Here is a 12,855-nt window from a genome sequence, read left to right as displayed (position 1 = left end):
GGATTGGCCTGTTCAGACTGTATTCCCCGATGGTGGCCCTTCGTCGCCGAGTTCACCATTCAGGGACATTAAAATTGCGATCGGGCGCAATGCGGGTATATGGCTGAAGATGATCAGGATGCAGACGGTCAGCGGAACGCTCAGAAAGGCTCCGATCAGACCCCAGACCGTGGTCCAGAACATAAGTGCCAGAATGACCAGAAATGTCGACATGTTCAGCGATCGGCCCAGCATGGCCGGGTCCAGAAAATTACCGATCATGAACTGAAGTGTGCCACAGCCGAAAACTATGATCAGAAACGGCCCGATACTTTCAAATTGAACCAGTGCAATCGCGGCTGGAAACAGAACCGCAATAATTGACCCAATCGAGGGTATGAAATTCAAGGCAAAGGTCAGCACGGCCCATGTCTCGGAATACTCAAGACCAAGGGTTTTGAAGACCACATAGCTGATTCCAGCCGTTATCAGGCTGATAAAGGTCTTCACTCCGACATAACGCTGCAGACTAAAGGAAATCGCGTCCAGAACCAAAGCGAACTCGGCACCGGTTTTAGGGTCACCGGCGGCCATTCGGATCTTTTTGCGGAACGCCAGACGTTCGGCCATCAGGAAGGCAACGTAAAGGCTGATGAGGAAAAACTGGTTCAGCAAGGACGTCGCGCTGCCCAGCAACATCCGGGCGACGAAAGACATATCAATGTTGACTAGATTGTCCCTGATGAAGGCCGTGATATCGTTGCCCACAAGGTCGTTTATGCGGTTAACGGCCTCGTCGAACTGGCTTTCGTATGTATTGATCGAGCGTGCAAACTGCGTCGCCTGATTGCCCAGAATATACATGATCATGAACAACCCGACCAAAACCACGGTCACTCCAGCCAGGTTAGCCAACCAGACCGGAGCCTTGGTCAGCGCAATAACCCGGTCACTCAGCGCGATGATCAGGACGTTGATCAGCAAGGCCATGGTCAGCGGGATCAGAAAAGCCGAGCCTGCATAAAGCCCCAATACGATCAGTGACACTACAATCGCGGTGTCGCGGACAACCGAAAGGCGCAACCTGTTCGGTATGCTTGGGTTCTGGTCGCTGGTTGGCATATTTCGCCCGGCTTTGTGTAGGTTCCGTTTCGATCCTGCACGGGACAAAGGGATTATGCAATGCAACCAAACATTTGGAGTTGGTTAATTGCGTCCAGTCGGGTTTTGCCGGTTCTGGTTCGAATACAGTCAGGGTAGAGTTTTCGGATGACGACAAGTTTGATTCCCCTGACTGGAAGAGTAATTCGAGCCCTTTGGCTGGCCTTGGGGCGATTTGGAGCCAAAAACGGCATGGTCATGAGCAGCCACGTTGCCATGTCCCTGATGCTGGCCCTGTTTCCGTTTGTTCTGTTCACTGTGGCACTGGCTGGTACGCTGTCTCAGGATTATGTCACGGACGAGCTGATCGAACTGATCTTTGGCGCTTGGCCAAAAGATGTCGCCGGCCCGATTGTGGGAGAGTTGCGCTCGGTCCTGGCGGAATCAGGTTCGGGGGTAATCACCCTGGGCGGTTTGCTGGCCATTTTCTTTGCCTCAAACGGCGTAGTTGCGGTGCGGGCGGCCATGAACCAGGCCTATCATGATCATGACGCCTGGCCATTCTGGAAGACACGCTTGCTGTGCCTGGGATTGGTGATTGTTGGCGGGGCGGCCATTCTGGCCATCGCCGCCGTCGAAGTCGTCTTGCCGGTCTACACGCGCCTCGTGTCCGAAAAGACGGATGTTAACGTGTCAGACTGGTTGTCTGTGGATCGATTGCGCTGGACCTTTACTGTCGCGGTTCCTGCGGGCACGGTTATCGTTGCACATCTTGTGCTGCCGACGCGCCGCCATCGGCTGTGGCAAATCCTTCCGGGCGTTGTTCTGACACTCGCTCTGTGGGCGATGGGCGGTTGGGGCTTTTCGATCTATATCGGACAGTTCGCCTCGTACAGCGCTACTTATGCTGGCCTTGCTGGGGCGATGGCTGCGTTGATTTTCCTGTATCTATGCGCGGCCATCCTGATTCTGGGCGCTGAATTCAACGGCGCGCTGATGGATTTGCAGGATCAAAGTAACGGACAAACCTGAAGGGCAGGGTGGCTGGGGTTGTGAAATAGCAACTCAAAGCCCGGTTTGCGTCATGAAATCGGCACGTTTCTTACCCAAACTGCATGGACTGTGACCCCGTACGCATCAAGGTGAGGCCTCATGACCAAACTGCCCGAAAGCGCGAAATCGCAAAATCCATCGTCGCTGACCCGGCGGATTGAAGAATTACGGGCCAAACCGGCGACGGATATCAGTCACGGTGAGGCATTGTTGTTGCAAGGAAACGCAATATCTTCGCTGCGTGAACAGCGCCTTGCGCGATCTCTGGCTGACTTCGCAGATTAACTTCAGCCGCGAAATCCTGTTGCCACAACGAATTTTTCCGAACTGTCGGCGCGGGATGCCGGTGGTTTAACATGCGCTACCTTGTCAAACTTCTGTTTCAGAATCTTCTGCAGATCCCCTTCGGCTCCTCCGGCCAAAACCTTGGCGACAAATGTGCCGCCCTGTTCCAGCACATCAAAGGCAAAATAGGCGGCGGTTTCGCACAGGGCCATGATCCGCAAATGGTCTGTCTGTTTATGCCCCGAGGACGCAGCGGCCATATCTGACATCACCACATCCGCTTTGCCACCCAACCAGTCTTTGACCTTCTGGTCGGCATCGTCCTCCATAAAGTCCAACTGATGAACCTCGGACCCTGCGACCGGCTCGACCTCTTGTATGTCGACACCCAGAACGGTGCCGATTTTCTTACCGCTTTTCTCACCCAATGCATTAACGCGCTGGACCGCAACCTGCAGCCAGCCGCCTGGGGCGCAACCCAGATCGACGATGCGCGCACCTGGAACCAGGAAGCGGAATTTATCGTCCAGTTCCAATATCTTGAACGCTGCACGCCCACGATAGCCTTCGACCTGCGCGCGCTTGACATAGGGGTCATTCAGCTGACGTTCCAACCACCGGGTCGAGCTGATTTTGCGCCCGCGGGCGGTTTTGACCTTAACCTTCAGGTCGCGCTGCCCGCGGCCCGAATTGTTTTTGCCAGTAGGTGTCTTCGCCATCAGAACGGTCCGTCTTCCAATACACCGTCCGCGCTCATCTGCGCATAAAGCAGGCCTTCGCGCAGCCCCCGGTCCGCCACTGAAAGACGGTCGGTTGGCCAACATCGTAACAAAGCCTGCAATATGGCCGAGCCGGACATGATCAGGGCCTGGCGGTCATCGCCGATACGCGGATCTCTCCGCCGCCCCAGTGGGCCGAGTTCTAGATACCCGCGTATCACTTTGTCAATCTGATCGCTTGTCATGCGCAAACCGTCTACCTTGGTCCGGTCATACCGCTTCAATCCCAGATGTGAGGCTGCGACTGTCGTAACCGTGCCACTGGTGCCGACGATCTGAAAACCTTCGCGGGCTTGTTCATCCTTATAAGGCGCAAAATCGGCCAGGTTTTCTTCGAAAAACCAGCTCATCAAAGCAAACCGCGCCGCATCATCTTCGACATCATGGAACTGATCGCGCAGCGTCGCAACGCCGAGGGGAACACTGATCCAATCCACAACCTTGGCTGCAGGAAACGGGCTATCTGTTGTATGAAATCCATTATGCAGACGCATAATCGCCGCCGGGCGATCCCGACGCGGAAGCGAGGATATGTCGATCCAGACAAGCTCTGTCGAACCGCCGCCAATATCCACAACCAACAACTGTTCTGTCTTAGTGGACACCAGCGGAGCACAGGATATTACGGCCAGACGCGCTTCTTCCTCGGGCTGGATGATCTCAAGCGTCAACCCGGTTTCACCCTTTACCTGGCGAATGAATTCACGTGAATTTTTTGCACGGCGACAAGCCTCGGTTGCGACTAGACGCATCCGCTTGACCTTGTTGCGTTTCAGCTTTTGCTGGCAAATGCGCAACGCCTGAATGGTGCGCGCCATCGACGACCGAGACAAACGCCCCGTCCGCTCTAAGCCCGCGCCCAACTGCACGGATTTAGAGAAACTGTCCACCACATGAAACCCGCTGCCCTTGGGCTGGGCAATTAACATGCGACAGCTATTTGTTCCCAAATCCAGCGCGGCATAAAGCGCATCAGGATCGGGTCTTGCCGGCGCGGGGCTTTCGACCGCCTTCGGGAACGCGCCCGCACCTTTGGGACGCTTGGGCGCCATCTTCAACGCCCTCCGATTTACGAGTTACCCCGACCATAGGTCGGCCTTTTGGTTCGTGCAAGATACTCATTAAAGTGATGAGAATTTTGAGGTGCGGTTTACAGGAACAATTCGTTACAAGCCGTGTATCCCGTTGTAGGTGAAAACGTCGTTTGAAATGCGCCTTGTGTCGAAAATCGACCGACCTGCGTCCACATTGAAGTTTAGAACCGGTCCATCTGGTTAGGAGGAATCAAAGCAGATGCCTGACGTCACCATCGTATACTGGCGCGACATTCCCGCCCAAGTCATCGTCGGCAAGGGCCGCCGGGGCGCAAAACGGCAGTTGGAAGAACGGTTCGAGCAAGCCATTGACCGCGCCGCCATGAAGGTGAACGCCAAGGATAGCGATGCCTATCTGGCCGAATGGCGCAAGGCCGCGCCTTTCGCGGTTGAGGGCGATCCGTCCGAAATTGCCGAACAGCAGGCTGTGCGTTTGGAAACGGAATATGATCAGGACCGTATCAAGGCTCTGATCGCCAATGACGGTTGGGCATGAGCTCGAAATCTATATGGGAGGCCGCTATGGCTTTGCTGAACTTCAAGAAACGTGATGCCGCCGAAAACGGTCCGGTAAATCCAACCGTCGAAGCCTTCCTGCAGGGCTATTCGATTGAGGTGATGCCGCGCACCGCCGAGAAGGTCGAGGATTTTCGCGCTTTGTTGCCTGAAGGCACACGCGTCTATATTGCCCATATCGAAGGCACTCCGATCGAAGACATGGTCAAGACCGCCAAGCGCATCGCGGTGGACGGCTATCCTGTTATGCCGCATTTCCCGGCGCGGATCATTAAAGACACGGCGACGCTGGAAAACTGGATTTCCATGTACCAGGGTGAAGCAGGTGTGGATCAGGCGCTGTTGCTGGCCGGTGGTGTCGCGAATCCTCATGGTGATTTCGACAGCTCGATGCAGCTGCTGGAATCCGGCCTGTTCGACAAAGCGGGCTTCAAGCGTCTGCACGTCGCTGGCCACCCTGAAGGCAACAAGGACATCGACCCTGACGGATCGACCAAGAATGTCGATGACGCGCTGCGTTGGAAACAGAAGTTCTCTGAGACCACGGATGCCGAAATGGCGCTGGCCACTCAGTTCGCCTTTGACGCCAAACCGATCATCGCCTGGGCCGACAGCCTGAAAGAGGCGGGGATCGACATTCCGGTTCATATCGGCATCGCCGGTCCGGCAAAACTGCAAACACTGATCAAATTCGCCATCGCCTGCGGCGTTGGTCCATCGCTGAAGGTTCTGCAAAAGCGCGCCATGGACGTGTCCAAGCTGCTGCTGCCTTACGAGCCCACGGATGTGATCACCGAGCTGGCCAACCACAAAGCGGCCAACCCGGATTTCAACATCACAAACGTACATTTCTTCCCGCTTGGCGGCATCAAGACCAACGCCAACTGGGCCATCAACAACGGCGGCGCTTCGGCAAAGCCTGTAAACTCCTAAGGATCGGACATGACCCGTACAGTCGTAGAATCAAAAACAAAAACCGCCGTCCTGGGCTTTGACGAACCGTTCTGCGTGATCGGTGAGCGGATCAACCCGACAGGCCGCAAGAAACTGGCGGCGGAACTGGAAGCAGGCGATTTTTCGACCGTCGAAAAGGACGCCCTCGCGCAGGTTGCCGCTGGCGCGACCGTTCTGGATATCAACGCGGGCGTTGTCTACAACTCGAACCCCAACCCGAACGAGACCGAACCGCCGCTGATGCGCAAGATCGTTGAAATGGTGCAGGGGCTGGTCGAAGTGCCGCTGTGCATCGATTCATCGGTTCCGGGAGCTCTGGAAGCGGGTCTTGAGGCGGCAGAGGGCCGTCCTCTGTTGAATTCGGTCACAGGCGAAGAAGATCGTCTGGAGCTGGTTCTGCCGCTGGTCAAGAAATACAATGTCCCTGTGGTGGCGATCTCAAATGACGATACAGGGATTTCGGAAGACCCCGATGTGCGGTTCGAAGTGGCCAAAAAGATTGTCGAACGGGCCGCTGATTTCGGCATCCCGGCCCATGACATCGTGGTCGATCCGCTGGTGATGCCTATTGGCGCAATGGCAACTGCCGGTCAGCAGGTGTTTGCTCTGGTTCGTCGTTTGCGTGAGGAACTGGGCGTGAACACCACTTGCGGGGCGTCCAATGTCTCGTTCGGCCTGCCGAACCGCCATGGTATCAACAACGCCTTCCTGCCGATGGCGATGGGCGCCGGCATGACCTCAGCGATCATGAACCCCGTTGCCTTGCCGGTTGGTCCCAAGAAACTGGCCGAGAAGAAGGCTGAGGTTGAGGCCAAAGGCATCATCCTGCCTGCGGACATGGATGATGAGACCTTCTGCCAGCTGTTTGGTCTGGGCTCGACCCTGCCGCGCGCGGGCAAAGAGATGGAGGCCATCCGCGCCGCCAACCTGCTGACCAACAACGATCCGCATGGCGGCGCTTGGATCAAGTTCAACAAAGCCCCCAGCGAAGCCGGTGCCGAGGGCACTGGTGGTGGTCGTCGTGGCGGTGGCCGTCGCCGTCGCGCATAAGTGATATAAAACAACATGCTGGCCGGATCTTTTGATCCGGCCTTTTTTGTCTTCGCCGTCGCAAATAGCCTGACGGTTTGGATCAAAACCGCTTGAACCTGATCTTGTACCGGTGATATTCAGCTAGCAGCGGCGGGTATGATGTAATGGTAGCCTGTCAGCTTCCCAAGCTGAACGCGCGGGTTCGATTCCCGCTACCCGCTCCATTCAGTTCGATCGACGCGCTTGATACAGGTTTATCACCGCCGGGATGTGCAGGCCGGTTTCGGATGTGAACTGGGCGAATTCCTGACAGACCTCGTGCTGGATTGCTGCTGCGTCCTGTTCGGTGCCTTCGAAATGCGCGATGGTTCGCGCGGCGGGGCCGACGCGGGTGCACAAGGCGGCTATTTCCTCTGACCCGCCAGCGCCGGGCAGATTTACGGAGATGGCTTGGGCCTGAATGTCCGACAGCCCCGCCTGTTGCATCATGCCGGTGACGTGATCCAGATCGTGAAACGCCAGCGGACCCGGCGCGTAACGATCTACCCGAGGCGGCTGCCCAAGGCGTTTTACCGCAGCAATATGGGGTATTTTGAACCACGGGTTGCCATCCAATGGCCCCCAAGCTGCAAAGGTCATCTGCCCGCCGGGTTTAAGTGCGCGGGCGATATTGGCGAATGCAGCAACCGAATCGTCAAAGAACATCACGCCGAACCGTGAAATCGCTGCGTCCAACTGATTGGCAGGAAACCCGAATATCTGCGCGTCAGCATGTTGGAAGCTGATGTTGCTCAGCCCGTTTTCCGAGGCTCGGGCGCTGGCACGATCAAGAAACGCTTGCGATATATCGGCGGCCAGAACATCGCCATCCGGCCCGACCAATCGCGCGGCTGCAAGAGAGCTTTCGCCAGTGCCACAGCCGATGTCGAGCACATGCATTCCTAGTTTAAGCTGGGCATTCTCCAGCACAAGGTCCAGAACCGAAGCCATCAGTTGATCCAACTGATCCTGATATGTCAGCCATTTGGCTCCGGATTCGGATTTTCCCCAGTATTCTGCCTGTTCCTCATTCACCGACTGCATCGTACCCCTCCGTGGTTGCCGCGACTATGACCTCCGGCGACGGCGGCGGCCAGAGTTTTCCTGATCTCCACCACCGGTGTTGAACGAGGGCGCGGGCAGGGTGACCACCTGTGCCAATTCCGGGAATGGGTCGGTTTTGTGGGGTATCGCGTTCGCTGCCACGAAATGATCCTGAAACTTGGGCTCGATGGCGGTTTCAACCTTGGTGATTTCGCGCACTACACGTTCAATTTCACTCCGCGACCCGATGTTGCAAAGGGCGATCCGGGCGCCCGTACCGGCGGCGTTGCCCGCGCTTGAGACCTTGTTCAAGGGCGCATCGGGGATCATTCCCAGAACCATGGCATGTTTGGTCGAGATATGCGCGCCGAAGGCACCAGCAAGAACAATGCGGTCGACAGTATCCACGTTCATTTCGTCCATTAAAAGCCGCGCGCCTGCATAAAGCGCGGATTTCGCCAGTTGAATCGCGCGAATATCGCCCTGAGTGACTGTGATACGTGGGCCGCCTTCGGCGCTTGCGTCGTGGATCAGATAGGAATGGGTGCGCCCCTCGGGGACGTTGCGTGATGTGCCCGTTTGTTCTGCGGATCCGATCAGGCCACTTTCATCCAGCAAACCCGCCATACGCATTTCCGCCACCGCTTCAATAATGCCTGATCCACAGATGCCGCTGATGCCAGTGGTTGCGATGTCTTGATCAAAACCCTCTTCATCCGACCATTTCTCGGACCCAATGACGCGAAAACGGGGTTCTTTAGTGACAGGATCAATCTCGATCCGCTCAATCGCACCGGGGGCGGCACGCTGACCAGAGCTAATCTGCGCGCCTTCAAAGGCCGGGCCGGTCGGTGAGGAGCACGCCAGAACCCGGCTGGTATTGCCCAGCAAAATCTCGGCATTGGTTCCGACATCTACGATCAGAACCAGATCTTCGGATTTGTCGGGCTCTTCCGACAAGGCAACCGCCGCACAATCCGCACCCACATGACCCGCAATGCAGGGCAGGATGTAGACCTGCGCACGTGGGTTCATGTTGGTCAGATCCATCTCGCGCGCGGGCAAAGACATGCTTTCGGACGTAGCCAAGGCAAAGGGCGCTTGGCCCAGCTCGACCGGATCCAGCCCAAGCAGCAGATGGTGCATGACCGGGTTACAGACGAACACCGTTTCGACAATCAGGTTGGCGTCAATCCCGGCCTCATCCGCGATGGATGTTGTCAGATCGTTTATCGCTTCGCGTACGGCTCGGGTCATCTCTTTGTCGCCGCCGGGGTTCATCATCGAGTAGGACACGCGGCTCATCAGGTCTTCGCCAAAGCGGATTTGGGGGTTCATCAGGCCCGAAGATGCCTTGACCTCGCCTGTGTCCAGATCGGTCAGGTGAGCTGCAATCGTGGTAGAGCCGAGGTCGATGGCCAGACCGAAAAGTCCGTTCTCGTGCAATCCAGGCCAGATTTCCACGATCCGTGCGACCTCGTCCTTGTGGCCTTTATGCACCGCAACGGTGACCTCCCACTTACCCTTGCGCAATATGGGCTGCAGTTTGGACAACAAGGAAAGATCAGCCGTTACGGCGTCGACGTTCCATTGCTCGCGTAGCGCGCGTTCCAGACGTTCCAGATCGCCGGTTGGTGAATGCATGTCGGGTTCTTCTACCGCAACAAAATACAGCCGGGTGGCCGGATCCATTGTGATGGCGCGTGCTGTGGCGGCCTTGCGTACGACCTGACGGTGCACCTGGCTTTCTGGTGGCACGTCGATCACCACATCCCCCTGAACCGTGGCCTGACATCCAAGACGGCGGCCGGGTTTCAATCCGCGCTTGTCGTCATAGCGCTGTTCAACCGCGTTCCATTCGCTTAGTGCACCGTCGGCTACGGTCACGCCGTGCTTGGGAAACTCGCCATAGCTTGGTGTGATCTGGCATTTCGAACAAATCCCGCGTCCACCGCAAACGGAATCCAGATCCACACCCAGTTGCCGTGCCGCAGTCAGAACCGGAGTGCCTACGGGAAAGTGCCCGCGTTTGCCCGATGGGGTAAAGACAACAAGAGGGTCGGTGGTCATGATTGGCCTGCCTTTTATATTCGCGCCTATGTCGGGCAAGATATGGTTTTGTACGCAAAGGGAAAGGCCATTCAGCGGCACGTTTTGTGTGCGTTGCGTCGTTTTTTGTCGCAGCATCGACCAGCAGGTAAAAACTAGTTTATGTCGGGGGCTTTTCCTTAGATGCAATCCATGCAATAGGGTCACCGTCAAACGGGCTTTTGCATGGGGTTAACAAATGCAGATTCGTGAGGCACTCACCTTTGACGACGTTCTTCTGGTTCCGGGCGCATCTTCTGTGCTGCCGGCCACGGCGGATACGACCACGCGCGTGACGCGGGAAATCACCATGAACATCCCGCTGCTCAGCTCGGCGATGGACACGGTGACCGAGGCGCGCATGGCCATCGCCATGGCGCAGGCGGGCGGCATCGGCGTGGTGCACAAGAACCTGTCGATCGAAGAACAGGCCCGAGAGGTTCGGCGGGTCAAGAGATTTGAATCCGGTATTGTTTACAACCCGGTGACACTGCGGGTGGATCAGACGCTGGCGGACGCCAACGCGTTGGTGCAGCGTTATAACTTCACCGGCTTTCCCGTGGTGGACGAAGAAGGCCGCGTGGTCGGTATTCTGACCAACCGTGATATGCGTTTTGCGACTTCGGATGATACGCCGGTTCACGCGATGATGACCTCGGACAATCTGGCGATGCTTCAGGAACCCGCCGATCTGGAAGAGGCCAAAAGCCTGATGCGCGCGCGACGGATCGAAAAGCTTCTGGTTGTGGACGGGGCGGGCAAGCTGACGGGTCTTCTGACTTTGAAAGATACCGAACAGGCGGTGCTAAACCCAACGGCCTGCAAGGACCGGCTGGGGCGTCTGAGAGTCGCGGCAGCGACGTCGGTTGGTGCCTCTGGTTTCGAACGATCCGAACAACTGGTGGATTCCGGTGTCGACATTATCGTTGTAGACACCGCTCATGGGCATTCTCAAGGGGTGCTGGACGCGGTGAAGCGGGTCAAGACCCTGTCGAACGAGGTGCAGATCATTGCCGGTAACGTCGCCACTGGGGACGCAACCAAGGCGCTGATCGACGCAGGCGCGGATGCCATCAAGGTGGGGATCGGGCCGGGTTCGATCTGTACTACGCGGATGGTGGCCGGTGTGGGCGTGCCGCAGCTGACTGCGATCATGGATTGCGCCGCGGCCGCCGGCGATGTGCCGGTTATCGCAGATGGTGGTATCAAATTCTCGGGCGATTTTGCCAAGGCGATTGCGGCGGGTGCGTCCTGTGCCATGGTTGGCTCGATGATCGCAGGAACAGATGAAAGCCCGGGCGAAGTGATCCTGTATCAGGGCCGGTCGTTCAAATCTTATCGCGGCATGGGCAGTCTAGGCGCGATGGCACGTGGCTCTGCGGATCGCTATTTCCAGAAGGATGCCGCCAGCGACAAGCTGGTGCCCGAAGGGATCGAAGGGCAGGTGCCTTACAAGGGCTCGGCCAGCGCGGTTGTGCATCAACTGGTCGGCGGCCTGCGCGCAGCCATGGGCTATACCGGCTGCGCCACGGTCGAAGAGATGCGAAAGAACTGCAACTTCGTCAGAATCACAGGGGCTGGCCTGAAGGAGAGCCATGTGCATGACGTGCAAATCACACGCGAAAGCCCGAATTATCGAGTGATGTAAATTGCCGGAACCTGAACTGCGGCGCCCCGGTGAGGGCGCCGCTTTGCGTTTTTGCCCTGCACCATATCGGAGAATGAAATGACCCCCGCCGCACGTGTTCAGGCCTCCATCGAAATTCTTGATCAGATTCTCTCGGGTGCCCCGGTCGAAAAGGCCCTGACAGGTTGGGCGCGGCGAAGCCGTTTCGCCGGTTCCAAAGACAGGGCTGCCATTCGCGACCACGTGTTTGGTGCTTTGCGGTGCAAAAGGTCATTTGCGGCGGCAGGTGGGGTGGAAACCGGTCGGGGGTTGATGATTGGCGCGATGCGTATGCAAGAAGTCGATCTGGATCAGATATTCAATGGCGTAGGGTACGCTCCGGCAAGTTTGGAAGAACACGAACAGGCTAAACCATTTGATTCTGACGCCCAGCAATACGACATACCGGAATGGCTTTGGCCAACCTTTCAAGAGTCTTTGGGTGATTTGACCCTTCCAGTGGCCGAGGCATTGCGCGCTCGGGCCCCGGTTCATTTGCGGGTCAATCTGATTAAGTCGAGAGTCGATCAGGCGGTCTCGGTCTTGCTGGCGGACGGCATCCAAGCGAGGCCACATCCCGCTTGTCCGACTGCACTCGAAGTAGTCGAGGGCGAGCGGAAAATCTCGGGAAGCCGCGCCTATACTGATGGCTTGGTCGAACTGCAGGATGCGGCGAGCCAGGCCGTAGTTGAATCATTGGACCTAAACCCCGGAATGCGGGTTCTGGACTATTGTTCCGGTGGTGGCGGCAAAGCCTTGGCCTTGGCCGCGCATCACGGTGTAGATGTGTTCGCGCATGACGTTAAGGCGGCGCGAATGCGTGATTTGCCCGCCCGGGCCGAGAGAGCGGGTGCACAGATAACACTTCTGACCACTGACGAGATCTTTGCGCAGGCACCATTCGACATTGTGCTGACGGATGCTCCCTGTTCTGGCAGCGGATCCTGGCGTCGCGCCCCGGCGGGAAAATGGTCTCTTACACAAGATGGACTGAACCGGCTTACGGAAACACAGCGGACGATCCTTGATGATGTCGCGCCTTTGGTGGGGCCAGCGGGTGTTCTTGCCTATGCAACCTGTTCCATGCTCGAGGTCGAAAACGGTGCAGTGGTCGATGCGTTCGTGGCCGCGCACTCCGAATGGACCGAGACGTTTCGCAAAACGTGGTATGTATCACACGGTACTGACGGGTTTTTCACGTCACACTTGACGCGGTAGTCGGCGG

At 57.1% G+C, this 12,855-nt stretch carries 12 protein-coding genes and 1 tRNA gene; 8 read left to right on the top strand and 5 right to left on the bottom strand.

The window, feature by feature from the left end; translation table 11 throughout:
- Nucleotides 1–12 precede the first annotated feature (12 nt).
- A complete protein-coding gene (locus tag AC2FH6_RS02715; RefSeq protein ID WP_496691208.1) occupies nt 13–1,101 on the bottom strand; it encodes an AI-2E family transporter in 1,089 nt (362 codons plus the stop codon).
- A gap of 147 nt (nt 1,102–1,248) precedes the next feature.
- Here AC2FH6_RS02715 and AC2FH6_RS02710 point away from each other — a divergent pair, with 147 nt between their 5' ends.
- Both AC2FH6_RS02710 and AC2FH6_RS02705 read left to right on the top strand, forming a co-directional pair.
- Nucleotides 1,249–2,112, top strand: coding sequence for a YihY/virulence factor BrkB family protein (locus AC2FH6_RS02710; protein WP_142633688.1), 864 nt, complete (start codon nt 1,249–1,251; stop codon nt 2,110–2,112).
- Nucleotides 2,113–2,232: 120 nt separating this feature from the next.
- Complete coding sequence (locus tag AC2FH6_RS02705) at nt 2,233–2,418, top strand: hypothetical protein (protein ID WP_142633690.1); 186 nt, start codon at nt 2,233–2,235, stop codon at nt 2,416–2,418.
- A gap of 2 nt (nt 2,419–2,420) precedes the next feature.
- Here AC2FH6_RS02705 and AC2FH6_RS02700 read toward each other — a convergent pair whose 3' ends face one another.
- Nucleotides 2,421–3,137, bottom strand: a complete 717-nt coding sequence (locus AC2FH6_RS02700) for an RlmE family RNA methyltransferase (protein WP_142633692.1) — start codon at nt 3,135–3,137, stop codon at nt 2,421–2,423.
- Nucleotides 3,137–4,249 carry a Ppx/GppA phosphatase family protein gene (locus AC2FH6_RS02695; RefSeq protein ID WP_142633694.1) on the bottom strand — a complete coding sequence of 371 codons (1,113 nt, stop codon included), beginning with the start codon at nt 4,247–4,249 and terminating at the stop codon, nt 3,137–3,139. The genes AC2FH6_RS02700 and AC2FH6_RS02695 overlap by 1 nt, the downstream gene beginning before the upstream one ends.
- Before the next feature lie 241 nt (nt 4,250–4,490).
- Between AC2FH6_RS02695 and AC2FH6_RS02690 the strand changes: the two genes are divergently transcribed.
- From AC2FH6_RS02690 to AC2FH6_RS02675, 4 genes are all read left to right on the top strand, one after another.
- Nucleotides 4,491–4,787, top strand: coding sequence for a virulence factor (locus AC2FH6_RS02690; protein ID WP_142633696.1), 297 nt, complete (start codon nt 4,491–4,493; stop codon nt 4,785–4,787).
- Between the two features lie 26 nt (nt 4,788–4,813).
- A complete protein-coding gene (locus AC2FH6_RS02685; protein ID WP_496691345.1) occupies nt 4,814–5,740 on the top strand; it encodes a methylenetetrahydrofolate reductase in 927 nt (308 codons plus the stop codon).
- A 9-nt stretch (nt 5,741–5,749) separates the two neighbouring features.
- The gene (locus tag AC2FH6_RS02680; RefSeq protein ID WP_496691210.1) at nt 5,750–6,811 is read left to right on the top strand and encodes a methyltetrahydrofolate cobalamin methyltransferase; all 1,062 of its coding nucleotides are present in this window, start codon (nt 5,750–5,752) and stop codon (nt 6,809–6,811) included.
- Between the two features lie 132 nt (nt 6,812–6,943).
- Nucleotides 6,944–7,017 (top strand) — tRNA-Gly (locus AC2FH6_RS02675).
- 1 nt (nt 7,018) lies between these two features.
- On the opposite strand, the gene AC2FH6_RS02670 is transcribed toward AC2FH6_RS02675, so the two are convergent.
- Nucleotides 7,019–7,876, bottom strand: a complete 858-nt coding sequence (locus tag AC2FH6_RS02670; RefSeq protein WP_496691211.1) for a class I SAM-dependent methyltransferase — start codon at nt 7,874–7,876, stop codon at nt 7,019–7,021.
- A gap of 24 nt (nt 7,877–7,900) precedes the next feature.
- Nucleotides 7,901–9,946, bottom strand: a complete 2,046-nt coding sequence (locus AC2FH6_RS02665) for an ASKHA domain-containing protein (RefSeq protein ID WP_496701068.1) — start codon at nt 9,944–9,946, stop codon at nt 7,901–7,903.
- A 217-nt stretch (nt 9,947–10,163) separates the two neighbouring features.
- Here AC2FH6_RS02665 and guaB point away from each other — a divergent pair, with 217 nt between their 5' ends.
- Both guaB and AC2FH6_RS02655 read left to right on the top strand, forming a co-directional pair.
- A complete protein-coding gene (gene guaB, locus AC2FH6_RS02660; protein ID WP_496701066.1) occupies nt 10,164–11,612 on the top strand; it encodes an IMP dehydrogenase in 1,449 nt (482 codons plus the stop codon).
- 78 nt (nt 11,613–11,690) lie between these two features.
- Entirely contained in the window at nt 11,691–12,848 is a 1,158-nt protein-coding gene (locus AC2FH6_RS02655) for an RsmB/NOP family class I SAM-dependent RNA methyltransferase (protein ID WP_496701064.1), read from the top strand.
- The last annotated feature ends 7 nt before the right edge of the window (nt 12,849–12,855 follow it).

This window comes from Ruegeria sp. CDSC045, from assembly GCF_059610725.1.
This window is presented reverse-complemented; position numbering and strand designations above follow the sequence as displayed.